Here is a 17,228-nt window from a genome sequence, read left to right as displayed (position 1 = left end):
CGCATCAACGCCGTATCAGCTTGGGTTTATTTCAGCCAAGCAACGCCATCATGGCCGCATACACGCTCAACACGGCAATCAGGCTGTCCACACGGTCGAACACGCCGCCGTGGCCGGGCAGCAGGTTGCTGCTGTCTTTGATGCCCGCCGAGCGTTTGAACCAGCTCTCGAGCAGGTCGCCGCCTATGCTCACGGCGGTCAGCACCCAGCCGGTGAGCACGGCGCCGAACCATGAAACGTCGAAAGCCAGCCAGCCTGCGCCGTTCACCCAAATCATATAAACGGCCACGCACAATGCGCCGCCGAGCGCGCCTTCCCAGCTTTTGCCCGGGCTGATGGCGGGGGCGAGCTTGTGTTTGCCGAAGGCTTTGCCGCAGAAATAAGCGGCGATGTCGGCCACCCACACCAAGCCCATGATGGCCAGCAGCGATACGGCCGATTCGGCACCCGGGCGCAGCGAAACCAGTGCAAACCAAAAAGGCAGCATCAGCATCAGGCCGGTGGCGTAGGCTTTCCAATCGGCTTTGAGCGGCCATTTCTTATACAGCCACAAAGGCATCAGCAGCAGCCAAAACGCCAGCACCGCCAGCCACGAAACCGCGGGAAGCTGCCAGCCGCCGGCATAGGCGGTGATGCCGAACACGGCGGTGGCGGCAAGATAGTGGTGGTTTTGCGTTTTTTCCATGCCGCTCATGCGGGCGTATTCCCACAGCGCCAACAAGGCGATCAGGCCGCTGAAAGCCGCCCACAGGCCGTCTGAAGCCCAAAACAGCATGCCCAACATCAAGGGCAGCAAAACCAGGGCCGTGATAACGCGTTGTTTCAGCATCATTCGCTCCGTTGCTGTTCGGGGGGGAGCTGGTCGCTGGTGCGGCCGAAGCGCCTTTCGCGGGTTTGGAAAGAACGTATGGCCTTATCCAGCTCGGCATCGTCGAAATCCGGCCACAGGGTGTCGGTGAAATACAGCTCGGTATAAGCTATCTGCCACAGCAGGAAATTGCTGATGCGGGTTTCCCCCGCAGTGCGGATAAACAGATCCGGCTCGGGCGCCCCGGCCAGCATCAGGTGTTTGGCCAGAGCATCTTCGGTTACTTCGGCCGCACCTTCAGCCACCAGCTTGCCGACGGCCTGCAGGATATCCCAGCGGCCGCCGTAATCGGCCGCCACGGTGATGGTGAGGCCGGTGTTGGCCGCAGTCAGCGCCTCGGCCGCCTCGATACCCTGCCGTATCGGTTCGCTGAAGCGGCTGCGGTTGCCGATCACTTTTACGCGCATATTGTTTTCATGCAGGCGCTGCACCTGTTTTTGCAGGGCCTGCAGAAACAGCCCCATCAGAAACGACACTTCGTCTTCTGGGCGGCGCCAGTTTTCGGTAGAAAAAGCAAACACGGTTAAATATTGCACCCCCAGTTCCGCACAGCGCCTAACCATGTTTTCCAGCGCATCAAGACCGCGTTTGTGCCCCATCACGCGGGGCAGGAGGCGCTTTTTCGCCCAGCGGCCGTTGCCGTCCATAATCACGGCGATATGGCGCGGGATGCGGGTGTATTCCAAGACGGTTTGCGTGCTGCTTTTCATGTGCATTCCTTGCGGCAGGCCGTCTGAAAATAAGGCAAAAGGCTTCGCCCGGCTTTCAGACGGCCTTGGGGCATTAAATCGCCATCAGGTCTTCTTCTTTGGCCGAGAGCATTTTATCGGCTTCGGCAATGTATTTGTCGGTAAGCTTCTGGATCTGCTCCTCGCCGCGGCGCGCATCGTCTTCGGAGATTTCTTTGTCTTTCAGCAGGCGTTTGAAGTCGTTGTTGGCATCGCGGCGCACGTTGCGGATGGCCACACGGCCTTCTTCGGCTTCGCCGCGCACCACTTTGATTAAATCTTTGCGGCGCTCTTCGGTAAGCATGGGCATGGGCACGCGGATAACGTCGCCCATGGCGGCGGGGTTCAGGCCCAGGTTGGAATCGCGGATGGCTTTTTCTACCGCGGCGGCCATATTGCTCTCATATACCTTCACACCGATGGTGCGCGCGTCGATCAGCGTAACATTGGCCACCTGGCTCACGGGCACGGGGCTGCCGTAGTATTCCACTTCCACTTGGTCGAGCAGGCCGGTATGGGCGCGGCCGGTGCGCACCTTGGCCAGGTTTTCGCGCAAAACTTCAAGCGAACGCTGCATTTTGCCTTCGGCGGTTTTTTGAATGTCGTTAATCATTGTTTCACTTTCAAATATAATAAAATCAATCAGATAAAGGCAAAGGCCGTCTGAAAGCCCCAGCCGGGGCGGCCTGTGTTTGAGAATAACGGGTCATAGTACCGCGCTTGGCGGTTTCCGACAAGTTTGCCGGGCGGCGGGCAGGGGGGCGCCGGTTTGAACCGAAGGGGGAGGCCGGATATTGAAAGGCCGCCTGAATATGTTTTTTCAGACGGCCTTTGCGGTTTTATTTCGGCAATGCTTCAATCAACCGCTTTAATGCCGCAATTTCATTGTCTTTCTGGATGATGATTTGATCTTTGTAGCCCACCACTTCGAGGGTGTGTTTCAATTCGAGTTTTACCTTTTCGATCTCAAGCATCAGATTTTCAGAAGCGGTGTTTATATAGTAACTGGCATGATTGCCGCTGTTTTCCCCATTCAGGCAAATCAAACCCTTGCCGTCTGAAGCGACCAGTTCGCCGATGTCTATTTTAAAAATAGCGGCCAGTTTTTCCAATTTGGCCAAATCCAGCCTGCTTTCCCCACGCTCCAAACGCGAGTAGCTGCTTTCCGAAATATTCATCCGCTCCGCCATTTCTTCCTGCGACCAATTATTTAATTCGCGCAAAGCGCGCACCTTGTCGTTGACTGCCATAATTTAAACATCTCATGTGCCGAATACCGGTTATTAAAACCGCAAAAAGAGATTTATAACCGGTTTTCATAATGGAATTCCTAAACTTCGACGGATATTATCCCAGCTGCCGATTCTTGGCAAACACCCTTTCTTTTTCCATGGTAAAGGAAATATTATGGCAGTCAGTCAAACAGGTAACTCTAACCCCAATCGGCCGGGCAAAACAGGCAATTTTTCAGGAGGCGGGAAAAAATGAAAAAACTTATCATGTTCTCCTTGATGCTGTTTGTTTTGCAAGGCTGCGTTATTCACGCTCCGACTATTTCATCGAATTTTATCGAAACAAATGAGAAAGGTGATCTGGTTCAAATCACCGGCAACTATTGCGGTATGATGTGTGAAAGAATGGCGATACAAAAGGCCCAGGAAGTTTGCCCGTCCGGATACGTTACCCACAATACCAGTACCCCGGATTTTCGTACCATCAGCATGATAGTCCGCTGCCAAAAAGCAAATTAACCTAACCGAATATAAAGCCGTCTGAAAATCTTTCAGACGGCTTTTGCTTTATCTCAAACTGAATCTCAAACTCAAAATCAGCAATGCACCAGCGTGCCTTCGTCTTCGCCGGCAATCACGCGTTTGAGGGCGCCTTCTTTGGCGATGGCGAACACGACGATGTTCAGCTTCTGCTCGCGGCAGAGGGCGAAAGCGGTGGCGTCCATCACGCGCAGGTTTTTGCTGATGGCTTCGTCGAAGGTGATGGTTTGATAGCGGGTGGCGGAGGGGTCTTTTTTCGGATCGGCGGTATATACGCCGTCGACATTGGTGGCTTTGAGCATGATGTCGCAGTTCATTTCGGCGCCGCGCAGCGAGGCGGCGGTGTCGGTGGTGAAGAAGGGGTTGCCGGTGCCGGCGGCGAAAATCACCACTTTGCCTTCTTCGAGATATTGGATGGCTTTGGGGCGTGCGTAGGTTTCGGCGATTTGCTGCATGGAAAGGGCGGATTGCACGCGGGCTTTGATACCGAGCGATTCGAAGGCGTCTTTCAGGGCCAGCGCGTTCATCACGGTGGCCATCATGCCCATATAGTCGGCGGTGGCGCGGTCCATGCCCTGCGCCTGGGTGGCCACGCCGCGGAAGATGTTGCCGCCGCCGATAACCACGGCCACCTGCACGCCCATATCGGCCACTTCTTTCACTTGGCCGACAATCTGCATGATGGTGTCGCGGTTGATGCCGAAGGCGTCTTTGCCCATCAGGGCTTCGCCGGAAAGTTTCAATAAAACGCGCTTGTATTTGGTGGTTTGCTGTGTCATGGGATACCTTGCTTTCTTCGGGTTTGGGGAGGCCGTCCGAACGGTTTCAGACGGCCTTTTCGATATTCGGCGGCAACGTTTTCCGCAAACAATGTGATTGTAGTGTGTTCTTATTGGTTTTCAAAGTGTTGTGCAAAACTGCTTTCAAAAAAAAGCACCCCGATTCTGCATGAATCCGAGTGCTTTTTTGTTACGCGGCGGTTTACACCTTGGCGGCGGCGGCTACTTCGGCGGCGTAGTCGACTTCTTTTTTCTCGATGCCGTCGCCCACTTTATAACGCACGAAACGCACAACTTCGGTGCCGTTCTCTTTCAGGAACTGGGAAACGGTTTGGTCGGGGTTCATCACGAACGCTTGGCCGTTGAGGGTGATTTCGGCCAGGAATTTTTTGATGCGGCCTTCAACCATTTTGGCCGCGATATCGGCGGGTTTGCCGGATTCGATGGCTTGCTGGGTGTAGATGTGGCGTTCTTTTTCAACGGTTTCGGCATCTACTTCGGCTTCGCTCACGCATTGCGGTTTGGCGGCAACGATGTGCATGCCTACTTTGCGGGCGATGTCTTCGGATCCTTTGTATTCGACCAAAACGCCTTCGGTAGCCAGCGCGCCGTGGATATAGGCGGTGAGGCTGTTGGGGGTTTCGATAACTTCGAAACGGCGCACGGACATATTTTCGCCCAGTTTGGCGATGATGGCTTTGCGTTCTTCTTCAACCAGCGCGCTCAGCTCTTCAACGGTGGCCGGTTTTTTGGCGGCGGCGGTTTTGGCTACGGAGTTGGCGAAAGCCACGAAGCCGGCGTCTTTGGCAACGAAGTCGGTTTCGCAGTTCACTTCCACCAGCGCGCCGGTGCTGCCTTCGATGGCGAACGCCAACACGCCTTCGGCGGCGGTGCGGCCTGCCAGTTTGCCGGCTTTGGCGCCGGATTTGATGCGCAGGATTTCTTCGGCTTTTTCCATGTTGCCTTCGGCTTCAACCAGCGCTTTTTTGCATTCCATCATACCTAAACCGGTGGCGGCGCGCAGGTCGGCAACCATTTTTGCAGTAATTTCTGCCATTTTGAATCTCCTAGAATTTTTGAGGGCGCGGCAATCGGGCCGCGTTTGGGAACCTTGGGGCCGTCTGAAAAAGTTTGCGGTGTTTCTGAAAGCATGTTCAGGCGGCCTGTTTCAGAAAAAGGGGCATGCCGCCCCTTGTTTCAATGAGCCTTATTCGGCAGCGGCTTGGGCGGCTGCCACGGTTTCCTGCAAGGCCTGGTTTTTGCCTTCCAAAACGGCATCGGCGATGCCGCGGCAGTAGAGGCGGATGGCTTTGGCAGAGTCGTCGTTGCCGGGGATAACGTATTTCACGCCGTCGGGGCTGTTGTTGGTATCTACCACGGCAATCACGGGGATGCCCAGTTTTTCGGCTTCTACCAGCGTGCCTTTCTGATAGCCGGTGTCAATCACGAAAATGGCGTCGGGCAGGCCTTTCATGTTTTTGATACCGCCCAAAGAGCGCTCCAGTTTTTCAACGTCGCGCTGCATTTCGAGGATTTCTTTTTTGCTGTAACCGCTCTCGGCAGCGTTTTCCAAGGCTGCGGTTTTTTCTTCGAGGCGTTTGATCGACTGCTTCACGGTTTTGTAGTTGGTGAGCATGCCGCCCAGCCAGCGCTGGTCGACGAAAGGCATACCGGCGCGGACGGCTTCTTCGCGCACGATTTCGCGGGCCTGGCGCTTGGTGCCCACAAACAGCACGGTGCCTTTGTTGGCAACCAGACGGCGAACGGCTTCTTGGGCCTCTTGGAACAGCGGCAGGGTTTTTTCAAGGTTGACGATATGGATTTTGTTGCGCGCGCCGAAAATGTATTGCTCCATTTTCGGGTTCCAGTAGCGGGTTTGGTGGCCGAAGTGGACGCCTGCTTCGAGCATCTGGCGCATGGTGATTTGAGACATGTTTTTCCTTTAAAGGGTTAAGGCATACACTTTCACGCATAGAACCGCCTTGCGGCGGCACCCTTTCGCGTAAAGTGCGGGCGTTGTTGAAAATAAAAAAGTGTTTTCAAAAACGAAAACCTGCGGATTATATAGCAACGGAGGCCGTCTGAAAAGGGTAATCAGGAATGGGGCGGGCTGCCGGATTCGGGTGGCTGCTTCTGCTTTTCCTGCAGTTTCGCCAAACGGTTGCGGCGGCTGATTTTAACCGCCCAAAATGCAAACAGTGTGGGCAGCACCGACCAAAACACGAGATAAACCAGTGCCCGCGCCATATCCGGCTGGGCGGCAGAAAACAGGACGGTAACGAATAAGTAGCCGATAAATATGATGTAGCGCACGGGTGCCTCCTTCGAAACGGGCGGTTCTGCTGTCCGGGCGGCCTTCGGGGCGGGGCTTTCCTGTGCCGCCGCTTTTTCGGCTACAATGCCGGAACGGTTTGATTTTACACCATTGCCGCATGCCGTCTGAAACGGCGTTTCCGCAAATTGCCGAAGGAGAAAAACATGAATATCCGCCCTTATTTGGAACACCGCCCCGTTATTGATGAAAGCTGCTATATCGACCCGGCCGCCGCCGTTATCGGCGAAGTGTCGCTGGCCGGGAGCGTGTCGGTGTGGCCGTTTGCGGTGCTGCGCGGTGATGTGAACAGCATCACCATCGGTGCGCGCAGCAATGTGCAGGATTTGAGTATGCTGCACGTTTCGCACAAAACTGCCGCCAAGCCCGAAGGCTCTCCGCTGGTTATCGGCGAAGACGTTACCGTCGGCCACAAGGTGATGCTGCACGGCTGCACCATCGGCAACCGCGTGCTGGTGGGTATGGGCACGATTATTCTTGACGACGCGGTAATCGAAGACGATGTGATGATAGGCGCGGGCAGCCTGGTTCCGCCGCGCAAACGGCTTGAAAGCGGTTATCTTTATGTGGGTTCGCCGGTGAAGCAGGTGAGGGCGCTCACCGATGAAGAAAAGGCATTTTTGGTGTATTCGGCCGAACATTATATGCGGGTGTCGGCCAACCATAAAAAAACGCTGCGGGAAGCCGTCTGAAAGCGGGCGGCAAACGCAATGATGGCAGGATTTTTTTACGCAATCCGTATCCGATATATTAGAATGCGCCTTTTCAGACGGCCTTATAATTGGCTAACTTGCTGAAAAAACAGTTAAAACATATGAAAGAGAGAGCTTTTTTATGACCGAAACTCTGCACGAATGGGTTAATGCCGTCAGCGGCCCGCTGTGGGACATATTGATTTTCCTGCTGCTCGGCACAGGTTTGTTTTTTACGCTGGCAACAGGCTGCGTGCAACTGCGCCTGTTCGGCCAAAGTGTGCGGACCATGCTGGGCGGCCGCCGTTCGGGCGACGACCCCCACGGCATCACGCCGTTTCAGGCCTTTGTTACCGGGCTGGCCAGCCGCGTGGGCGTGGGCAATATTGCCGGGGTGGCGATTGCCGTTTCGGTGGGCGGCCCCGGTGCGGTGTTCTGGATGTGGGTAACCGCGCTTATCGGCATGAGTTCGGCCTTCGCCGAATCTTCGCTGGCGCAGCTTTTTAAAATCCGCGACCGCGAAAACGGCCATTTCCGCGGCGGCCCCGCTTATTACATCACGCAGGGTTTGGGGCAGAAATGGATGGGCGTGCTGTTTGCGCTCAGCCTGGTGTTCTGTTTCGGCCTGGTTTACGAGGCCGTTCAGGCCAATTCGATTGTGGCGGCCGCCGAAACGGCCTGGGGGTGGAACAAACACGCCATCGGCGTGGCGCTGGTTATTTTGACCGCGCCGGTTATTTTCGGCGGCATCCGACGCGTGTCGAGGGTGGCCGAAACGGTGGTGCCGGTTATGGCGGTGCTCTACCTGCTGATGACGGTTTACATAATGGCGGCGAATATCGGCGAAGTGCCGCGCGTGTTCGGCCTGATTTTCCAATCGGCATTCGACTTTAAAGCCGCAGGCGGCGGCCTGCTCGGCTCGATGATTTCTGCGGCGATGATGAACGGCATCAAACGCGGCCTGTATTCCAACGAAGCGGGTCAGGGTTCCGCGCCGAATGCGGCGGCGGCGGCCGATGTGAAACACCCCGTGTCGCAGGGCATGATTCAGATGCTGGGCGTGTTTATCGACACCTTGGTGGTATGTTCGTGCACGGCGTTTGTTTTGCTGCTCTCCGATGTGCACACGGCAGAATCCGCACTCAGCGGCGTGCAGCTTACCCAGGCGGCGCTGGTGCACCATGTCGGCACCTGGGGGGCCGATTTCCTGGCCGTTTTGCTGTTTATGTTTGCGTTTTCTTCGATTATCGGCAACTATGCCTATGCCGAATCGAATGTCCAATACCTCAACAACCACTGGCTGGTGATGGCCGTTTTCCGTATGGCCGTGCTGGGCATGGTGTATTTCGGCGCGGTGGCCAAAGTGCCGCTGGTGTGGGATATGGCCGATTTGTCTATGGGCATGATGGCCCTAATCAACCTGATAGCGATTCTGGTGCTCAGCCCGCTGGTGTTTTTAATGCTGAAAGATTATCTGGCTAAACTGAAAATGGGCAGGGAGCCCGAATTCAAATTATCCGAACATCCCGGCCTCAAACGCCGCATCAAATCCGATATCTGGTAAGGCGGCGGTGTAATGCCGCTGCGTTGAATACCCCCTAAGGGTTTCAGCCTGAAAACCGCCCGCAAACGGGCGGTTTTTTTAATCCGTATCGGGTTTTTAACGCCCGCCGGACCTTTCAAAGGCCTCAGGCCGTCTGAAACGTTCAGACGGCCTTTTTTATTTCGGAAAAACCGTCCGCACGCTTCGGATTACGGCTGTAGGGTGCAACTTGTTGCACCAGCTAGTGCGAATCTGAAAACGGTGCATCAAGATGCACCCTACGGAACTGAAATGTTCAGACGGCCTTTTTTATTTCGGAAAAACCGTCCGCACGCTTCGGATTACGGCTGTAGGGTGCAACTTGTTGCACCAGCTAGTGTGAATCTGAAAACGGTGCATCAAGATGCACCCTACGGAACTGGCCAAACTGAAAATGGGCAGGGAGCCCGAATTCAAATTATCCGAACATCCCGGCCTCAAACGCCGCATCAAATCCGATATCTGGTAAGGCGGCGGTGTAATGCCGCTGCGTTGAATACCCCCTAAGGGTTTCAGCCTGAAAACCGCCCGCAAACGGGCGGTTTTTTTAATCCGTATCGGGTTTTTAACGCCCGCCGGACCTTTCAAAGGCCTCAGGCCGTCTGAAACGTTCAGACGGCCTTTTTTATTTCGGAAAAACCGTCCGCACGCTTCGGATTACGGCTGTAGGGTGCAACTTGTTGCACCAGCTAGTGCTGAAAACGGTGCATCAAGATGCACCCTACGGAACTTGTTGCACCGGTTAGTGCGAATCTGAAAACGGTGCATCAAGATGCACCCTACGGAACGATATTTCAGACGGCCTTTTTTGTTAAAAATAAGCAAGTCATTTTTCATATGGCACGCTAATTGCATGGATAGTGTTTATATTTGAAAAGATATGAAAAAAAAAGCTGATTTTTGATAGCAGCGGTTTTTATAATCGGCTGATTTATATTGCAATATTAAAAAATATCAACCTCAATACTATAAATTAAGATATAGATTGGGTTTGTGTATTTTGCCAATAAGTGACAATAAATGTCAGCTTTATTTTCTTATAGATGGGGTGCTGCCCGAGCATCGGCCCGGGGAGTATTTAACAGTTTGAATCCACAGGAATAAAACTTATGAACAAAAGTTACCGCAGTATTTGGAACGAAGCATTGGGCGCATGGGTTGCCGTGTCTGAAATCGAGAAGGCCAAAGGCAAGCCGGCGGGGAGCAGCGTGCAGAAGGCAGGGGAAATGTCTTCGCGCGTGCGGTTGCTGCTGCGCGTGATTCCGCTGATGCTCGGGGCGGCATTCGGCCTGAGCAGCCAGGTGGCGTATGCGCAGGCGGATACCTGCACCAACAGCCGTTCGGATCGATTTACCAATATCACGTGCGGCTTCGGTGCCACCGCAGCCAACAACCAGTCGATCGCCATCGGTGCGACGGCTCAGGCTACCGGTGCGCAAGCCGTAGCGTTAGGTGCTGATGCGGATGCTCTCGGTGCTTCGTCTATTGCCATCGGTGGTGATGATTTGGTTCAGACTGCGGTTAGCACAAAAGAGCTCTATAAAGCACTGACAGGCGATGATTTGGTTGGGCCTGCGGGCAGTGCCAACAGATATATGAGAACCACTGCCCTAGAAGGCTCGGTAGCGGTGGGTGTTGCTTCGCAGGCCACCGGCGTGCTGTCGACGGCGTTCGGCTCGCGTGCCGCTGCAATGGGAGCCGTTTCCGTTGCCTTGGGCGTGGGTGCAACCGCCGACAAACAAAACTCCGTGGCCATCGGTGCGGGCTCTTCTACTGCGGGCATCAGTGCCGAAGATATGACCGGCACGCCGCTGAACGCATCCAAACAAACCGTGGGTGCAGGAGAAGAAGTTGCCTATTACCGCGTTACCGCCAACGGGGTGGATTTTGATTTCAAAGCGGGCAACAGCGTAGAGGCGGGAGACATCGTATCGTTCGGCAGCCCCGGCTTCGAACGCCAACTGAAAAACGTTGCGCCCGGCAAAGTATCGGAAGACAGCACTGATGCTGTGAACGGCAGCCAGCTTTATTCTGTGATCGATGCTTTAACCGCAGTGAGCAGTGAAGTAAACACGCTTGAAGCGGAAAAAACTCGTTATTTCAGCGTCAACAGTTCTGCAACGGGTAACCGCAACAACGACGGTGCCAGTGGTAATGAGGCTTTGGCGGTGGGTGCAGGTGCGAATGCTACCCATCTGCATTCGGTAGCCATGGGTTACAACACCAGTGCTGCTGCCGACGGCGCCCTTGCTGCCGGCGACAGGAGCACCGCATCCGGTGGTGCGGCGGTTGCCTTGGGCATGCAGGCTTCGGCATCCGGCGGCCAATCTATTGCAATAGGCCAAAGTGCCAAAGCCGATTCGGCTTGGGATATTTCTATCGGCCGCAATGCCGGCGCCACCAACGCGAGCGCCAACGGCCGCAACCTGGCCATCGGCGACGGCGCGCTGAACACGGCAACCGGAACCGGAGTAACCAACAACGTCGCCTTCGGTACCAACGCGCTTTACGGTACCACGGGCGGCAACAATGTGGCCATCGGCGCCTATGCGGGCAGCCCCACTGCCGGCGGGGCGGCCACAACCGCCAGCTACACCGTTGCCATCGGCGAGCGCGCCTATGCCAGCGGCCAGTCGAGCAATGCCATCGGTAACAGATCCTCGGCTTCGGGTATATCGGCCGTTGCCATCGGCAGCAATGCCGCTTCTTCTTCAACCGCAACGGTTGCCATAGGTTCTCAGGCAACCGCCAGCGGCAGCCAGGGCATAGCCATCGGCGGTGCAACGGCAGCCGCCGCGCGGGCATTGGCCAGCGGTGCCAACAGTATTGCCATCGGCAATTCCGCCAACGCCATTACTACCCGCACCACCGCCGTGGGCAATAACGCCAAAGCAACCGGTCAGGATTCGGCCGCTTTCGGTGCCAACAGCACCGCATCAAACACCAATGCCGTGGCGGTAGGCAACGGTTCGCAGGCCTCTGCACAAAACACCATCGCCGTCGGCCATAATGCGCAGGCTTCAACCAGCAGCGGCGCGATTGCCGTAGGCGTGGATACCGCTTCTACCGGCACCAGCAGCGTGGCCGTCGGCACACGCAATGTCGGCTCGGGCCAAAGCGTGGTGGTGCTCGGCACCGACAGCAGCGCCACGGCGCAAAACGGCGTGGCCATCGGCAACAAGGCCGTTTCTGCCAATTCGGGCAATATTGCCATCGGTGAAAATGCAGGCAAAGCCCATGCTTCGCAGGCACAAGGGCAGAATACCGTGGTTGTCGGCGTTCAGGCGGGTGCAGAATCTGCAAACAACCAAGGCCAGGTGGCCGTGGGCTGGCAGGCAGGCCAAGGCTCGCTCGGTGCCTATAATGTGGCCTCGGGCTATCAGGCGGGGCAGTATGTCAACGGCACCAACAACGTAGCCATCGGCTATCAGGCAGGCCAAGGCACAGGCGCATCATCGCGCGCGGCCATCAATAATACCGTGGCCATCGGCGCCAATGCGGCCACCACTAAAGACAACGCCATCGCCATCGGCACGGGCGCGCAGGCCACTGCAGAAAAATCCATCTCCATCGGCTACGGCAATGTGGTCAGCGGCGAAGGATCCGGCGCGTTCGGCGACCCCAACACCGTTTCGGGCAGCGGCTCGTATGCTTTCGGTAACGACAATACCGTGGCGCAAAACAACACGTTTGTATTGGGCAGCAGTGTAACAACCACCCAGGCCAACAGCGTGGTGTTGGGCAACGGCTCGGCAGACCGTGAGGCTTCGGCGGTAAACAGTGCCGAAGTGGGCAGCATCACCTATTCGGGCTTTGCCGGAACGGGCAGTGCCGCCAACGGCGTGGTAAGCGTGGGAGCGGCGGGCAAAGAGCGCCAGATTATCAATGTGGCGCCGGGCGAGGTTTCCGCTTCCAGCACCGATGCGATTAACGGCAGCCAGCTTTACGCAGCGCAGGCCGCTACCGGAAACCTGGCCGGTTCGGTGGCTGCTGCTTTGGGCGGTACCTCGGCCGTAGAGGCCGACGGCTCCCTGAGTGCCCCCGTTTACAGCATCAACGGCAACACTTATACGAATGTGGGTGATGCCTTAACCGCCCTTGCATCTTCTTCGTCTTCAGGCGGCGTAAACTATTTCAGCGCAAACAGTACGAAAGCAGGCAACAGAGACAATAACGGCGCCACCGGATCGGATTCTTTGGCCGTCGGCCCTGATGCTGTCGCAACGGCACCTGAAGCCGTGGCTTTGGGCAGTGATGCAGAAGCTTCGGGCAACCAGTCGTTGGCGGTGGGCAATAAAGTTGCCGCCTCAGGTTTGGGTGCTACGGCAGTGGGCAATAATGCCAAAGCCACAACGGAAGGCGCGCAGGCATTCGGCCAAAGCTCGGAGGCTACGGCGAAAAATGCCGCCGCAATGGGACGCTACGCGCGTGCTACTGCCGAGCGCGCTACGGCATTGGGCGTGGGCGTGCTGGCGTCAGGAACTTCGTCTCTTGCCGCAGGTGACGGCAGTACCGCCTCAGGTTCTTACAGTTTGGCTGTGGGCCGTTCGGCTCAGGCGCAAGGCAGCGAATCCGGCGCAATCGGCAATAATGCCAGAGTGTTGTCTTCATACACGGATACCAATACAAATACCGCCTACACGGGTACCGACGGCAGCTCCAATTCGCTGGCCGTAGGCCGCAATGCTTTGGTGGTGGGCAAATCTTCGACCGCCCTCGGTGTGAATGCCTCCAGTTTGGCAGACAATGCGTTTGCTGCCGGTGTGAATTCTTTGGTTACCGGTGCAAGTTCCATCGCCATCGGCGTGAACAGCCGCTCTACCAACACCAATTCGGTTTCTTTGGGCAGCTCTGCGGTTTCTTCCGGCCAAAACAGCACGGCTTTGGGCCAAAGCTCGCAGGCTTTGGGCAAATCTGCCGTGGCATTGGGCGACGGTGCCGTATCGAATAACGACCAGACCGTTGCAGTGGGTGCGTCTGCACGTGCGGCCGGCTCCACCGCCGTGGCGGTGGGCGTGAATTCCGCCGCTTCTGCAGACAATGCCGTTGCCTTGGGCAACACGGCCAAAGCCGAAACAGAAAAAGGTATGGCTTTGGGCAATGAGAGCCTTGTAACCAGCCTGAGCGGTATCGCTATCGGCTCTGCCGCCCAAGCGTTGGGCGGAACCGGTGCAACCACCAAAGAAGGCAATATCGCCATCGGTAATGCCGCCAAAACCGAATCTAACGATTCTGTGGTTATCGGCACCGCCGCGCAAGCTTCGGAGAGCGCGGAAAACGCCGTGGTTATCGGCAAAGATGCCCAAGCTAACGAGGGAGGCGGAAATAATTCGGTTGCCATCGGTAAAGGAGCAGTCGTTACTGCCGACGGCAGCATCGCCTTGGGCGAAGATGCCAAAGCCACTGCAATTACCGTCGGCGGCACGAGTGTGCCCGCAGCAGGCATGATTACCGCCATCGGCTATAAGGCTGATGCAGGCGGCATGGGCTCTGTAGCCTTGGGCGGCACGGCCTCCACAGCGCACAGTGCCATATACAGCACGGCACTCGGCTACGGCGCGATCACCGGGCAGGACGGCAGCGGCGGCAGACATGCCGTAGCCGTAGGCAGTAAAGCGCAGGCTTGGGCTGATAATTCGGCCGCTGTCGGCGCAAGTGCGCAGGCGCAAAACACCGGCTCTCTGGCGCTCGGCAATTCTGCAACCGCCAAGGTTGACAACGGCGTGGCCTTGGGCTCTAACAGCACGGCTGTCAGGACAGGCGGCGTAACCGGAGCCGACCCCCTCTCTGCCGCTGCCGACAAAGACAACAACACTTGGACTTCCAGTGCGTTATACGGTGCCGTTTCCGTAGGCAGCGATGAGCACGGCATCACCCGCCAAATCACCAACCTTGCCGCCGGTTCGGAAGATACCGACGCGGTAAACGTTGCCCAGTTGAAAGCAGCAGGCTTCAACCTGACCACTTCGGCTTCTGAAGGCGAAGCGGCCGACAGCAGCGTGGAAAAAGTGCAAAACGGTGCCACCGTAACCGTTGATGCGGGCAAAAACATCAAGCTTACCCAAGACGGCGGCAAAATCACCGTGGCCACTCAAGACGAGGTTGAGTTTGCTTCTGTTACCGCAGGCAACACCGTTTTGAACGGCAGCGGCGTAACCGTGCAGGAACCGGGCAGGGAAGCCGTGAGCCTCACTTCAAGCGGCCTCGATAACGGCGGCAATGTGATCAGCAATGTGGCCAACGGCCAAGTGGCCGAAGGCAGCAAAGAAGCCGTTACCGGCGACCAGCTTTATGCCGTGCAGCAGCAGATTGAAGACAGCGCGGGAGCGGTGGCCAAAGGTTTGGATTTCGCCGGCAACAGCGGCAACTTCAACCGCAAACTGGGTCAGACCGTAACCGTGAAGGGCGGTTTGGAAAACACTGAGGCGGCTTCTTCCGACAATATCCGCACCGTGGCCGACAGCAGCGGCAATATTGAGATTCTGCTTGCCGACGCGCCTGTTTTTAAAGGTAAAGTATCTGCCCAAGGGCTGGATGCGGGCGGCCGGAAAATTACCAACGTGCTCCAGGGCGACGATGATGCCGATGCCGTTAACGTGCAGCAGTTGAGAGATGCGATTCAGAATGTGGCGGTTACCACCCAAAATGTGATTGACGCCAATTCGCCCGTGTCTTATGTGGGCGCTAACGGCGAAATGCTCCACCGTTCGGTAGAAGCTGACGGCACCGTGAAGTTCTATAAATCTTCAGACGGCACAGAATACACCGGAGGCGGTGTCCATATTGCCGCGCTGAATGCTGCCGATCCGCAGTCGGCCGTGCCCGTGCGCATGAGCAATATCGCCGCAGGCACCGACGGCAGCGATGCCGTTAATGTGAGCCAGTTGCAAAGCACGTTGAACGCATTGGGCGGCGGCGCGGCCGTGAATGACGACGGCACGCTGAAAGCCCCGTCTTACAGCATCACCGGCACAAGCGGCGCGGTAAGCACGGCGGGCAATGTGGGCGATGCCTTGACGGCGCTGAACAATGAAGTGCTGAAACCGCTGAGCTTCAGCGGCGACAACGGCGATACCGTCGGGCGCAAGCTGGGTGAAGAGCTGGCCATTACCGGCGGTGCCCAAGGTAATTTAACCGAAGGCAATATCGGCGTAACCGGCAGTGCGGCTGACAACAGCTTAACAATCAAACTGGCCGAAAACGTCGATTTGGGCGAATCGGGCAGCGTAACCGCGGGCAACACCGTTGTGAACAACGGCGGCGTAACCGTGCAGGAGCAGGGCAAACAGGCCGTAAGCCTCACTTCAGACGGCCTCAACAACGGCGGCAACGTGATTGCCAATATCGCTGCAGGCAAAGATGCCGCCGATGCCGTTAACGTGTCGCAGCTGACCCCGCTGGCACAGGCATTGGGCGCAAGCGTCGATCCCGCAAGCGGAACCGTGGCCGCACCGCTCTTTACCGTAACCAAAGCCGACGGCAGCCAATATGCAGGCGCAACCACCATGCAGGGCGCGCTCGACAATATCGGTGTTGAAATCCAGAAACCGATTACCTTTGCAGGCAACGAAGGCAGCGTGGCCAAACGCCTGAGCGAAATGCTCACCATCAAAGGCGGGCTGGACACTGCCGCCGCCGCTTCCGGTAAAAACATCCGCACCAAAGTTGAAGACGGCGTGATGAACATCGAGCTGGCCGAAAGCCCGGTGTTCGGCAACATCGCCATTAACGACAACGGCAAAATCAGCGGCGTAGAAGCCGGCGAAAACGAAAAAGACGCCGTTAACAAAGGCCAGTTGGATGCCGTGCAGAACGTTGCCGCAGTGAAAACCGCAGTGAGTGCGGGCGAAGGCATCAGCGTTGCCAACAAAGGCACCGCCGAAGCGCCTGATTACGAAGTGGCGTTGAACGGCGCAACCCAAGCCAGCCTGGCCAAAGCCGACAGCGCACTGCAGGGCTTTACTGCCAGCGTTAACGGCACGGTTGCCGAAACCATTAACCAAGACAACAACGATGTGAACTTTGTTAACGGCACCGGCACCACCGCCCGCGCTTCAGACAGCGGCATCACCTTCGACGTGAACAAAACCGGCCTGACCGTTGCCGGAGGCACGGTAAGCGCCGACGAAGCGGGCGACAACTTCGCCACTGCCGAAAACGTGGCAGCAGCCATCAACAGCGCCGCCGCCGCCGCAACCAACAAAGTGGCAGCGGGCGACAACATCGAAGTTGGCGAAACGCAGAACGACGACGGCAGCACCACCTACACCGTGGCCACCGCCAAAGACCTGAAAGTTGACAGCGTAACTGCGGGCAATACCGTGCTGAACGCCGACGGCGTAAAAGCGGGCGACAGCGTGGCGCTGACTTCAGACGGCCTCAAAGCGGGCAACGTAACCGTTGACGCCGCCAGCGGCAAGATCAGCGGCGTAACCGACGGCACCGTAGCCCAAGGCAGCAAAGAAGCCGTCAACG

At 56.8% G+C, this 17,228-nt stretch carries 12 protein-coding genes; 4 read left to right on the top strand and 8 right to left on the bottom strand.

Features of this window, described 5'->3' with window-relative positions:
• Window positions 1-31: 31 nt before the first annotated feature.
• The 4 genes from Q3970_RS04470 to Q3970_RS04455 form a co-directional block, all read right to left on the bottom strand.
• Window positions 32-829: a phosphatidate cytidylyltransferase gene (locus Q3970_RS04470; protein WP_303099466.1), complete on the bottom strand. Its 798-nt coding sequence runs from the start codon at window positions 827-829 to the stop codon at window positions 32-34.
• Entirely contained in the window at window positions 829-1,578 is a 750-nt protein-coding gene (locus tag Q3970_RS04465; protein ID WP_303099404.1) for an isoprenyl transferase, read from the bottom strand. Before Q3970_RS04465 ends, Q3970_RS04470 begins: the two co-directional genes overlap by 1 nt.
• A 73-nt stretch (window positions 1,579-1,651) precedes the next feature.
• Window positions 1,652-2,209, bottom strand: a complete 558-nt coding sequence (gene frr, locus Q3970_RS04460) for a ribosome recycling factor (protein WP_303099403.1) — start codon at window positions 2,207-2,209, stop codon at window positions 1,652-1,654.
• Window positions 2,210-2,435: 226 nt separating this feature from the next.
• Window positions 2,436-2,846 (bottom strand): helix-turn-helix domain-containing protein, encoded by a 411-nt coding sequence (locus Q3970_RS04455; protein WP_303099402.1) that lies wholly within the window; start codon window positions 2,844-2,846, stop codon window positions 2,436-2,438.
• Window positions 2,847-3,080: 234 nt separating this feature from the next.
• On the opposite strand from Q3970_RS04455, the gene Q3970_RS04450 reads away from it, so the two are divergent.
• Complete coding sequence (locus Q3970_RS04450) at window positions 3,081-3,347, top strand: hypothetical protein (protein ID WP_303099401.1); 267 nt, start codon at window positions 3,081-3,083, stop codon at window positions 3,345-3,347.
• Between the two features lie 77 nt (window positions 3,348-3,424).
• On the opposite strand, the gene pyrH is transcribed toward Q3970_RS04450, so the two are convergent.
• The 4 genes from pyrH to Q3970_RS04430 form a co-directional block, all read right to left on the bottom strand.
• On the bottom strand, window positions 3,425-4,147 hold the full coding sequence (pyrH, locus tag Q3970_RS04445) for a UMP kinase (RefSeq protein ID WP_303099400.1): 723 nt from the start codon (window positions 4,145-4,147) through the stop codon (window positions 3,425-3,427).
• 202 nt (window positions 4,148-4,349) lie between these two features.
• Complete coding sequence (gene tsf / locus Q3970_RS04440) at window positions 4,350-5,204, bottom strand: translation elongation factor Ts (RefSeq protein WP_303099399.1); 855 nt, start codon at window positions 5,202-5,204, stop codon at window positions 4,350-4,352.
• 150 nt (window positions 5,205-5,354) lie between these two features.
• A complete protein-coding gene (gene rpsB, locus Q3970_RS04435) occupies window positions 5,355-6,080 on the bottom strand; it encodes a 30S ribosomal protein S2 (protein ID WP_303099398.1) in 726 nt (241 codons plus the stop codon).
• 161 nt (window positions 6,081-6,241) lie between these two features.
• Window positions 6,242-6,460 carry a hypothetical protein gene (locus Q3970_RS04430; protein ID WP_303099397.1) on the bottom strand — a complete coding sequence of 73 codons (219 nt, stop codon included), beginning with the start codon at window positions 6,458-6,460 and terminating at the stop codon, window positions 6,242-6,244.
• A 165-nt stretch (window positions 6,461-6,625) separates the two neighbouring features.
• On the opposite strand from Q3970_RS04430, the gene Q3970_RS04425 reads away from it, so the two are divergent.
• The 3 genes from Q3970_RS04425 to Q3970_RS04415 all read left to right on the top strand — a co-directional run.
• Entirely contained in the window at window positions 6,626-7,171 is a 546-nt protein-coding gene (locus tag Q3970_RS04425; protein ID WP_303099396.1) for a gamma carbonic anhydrase family protein, read from the top strand.
• A 142-nt stretch (window positions 7,172-7,313) separates the two neighbouring features.
• Window positions 7,314-8,735, top strand: coding sequence for a sodium:alanine symporter family protein (locus Q3970_RS04420; protein ID WP_303099395.1), 1,422 nt, complete (start codon window positions 7,314-7,316; stop codon window positions 8,733-8,735).
• 1,127 nt (window positions 8,736-9,862) lie between these two features.
• The coding region (locus Q3970_RS04415; RefSeq protein ID WP_303099394.1) for an ESPR-type extended signal peptide-containing protein at window positions 9,863-17,228 on the top strand (7,366 nt) is incomplete at its 3' end.

The organism is Neisseria sp. (assembly GCF_030530745.1).
Classification (GTDB): domain Bacteria; phylum Pseudomonadota; class Gammaproteobacteria; order Burkholderiales; family Neisseriaceae; genus Neisseria.
Note: the sequence above shows the minus strand (reverse complement) of the source record. Positions and strands in the feature narration are given on the sequence as shown.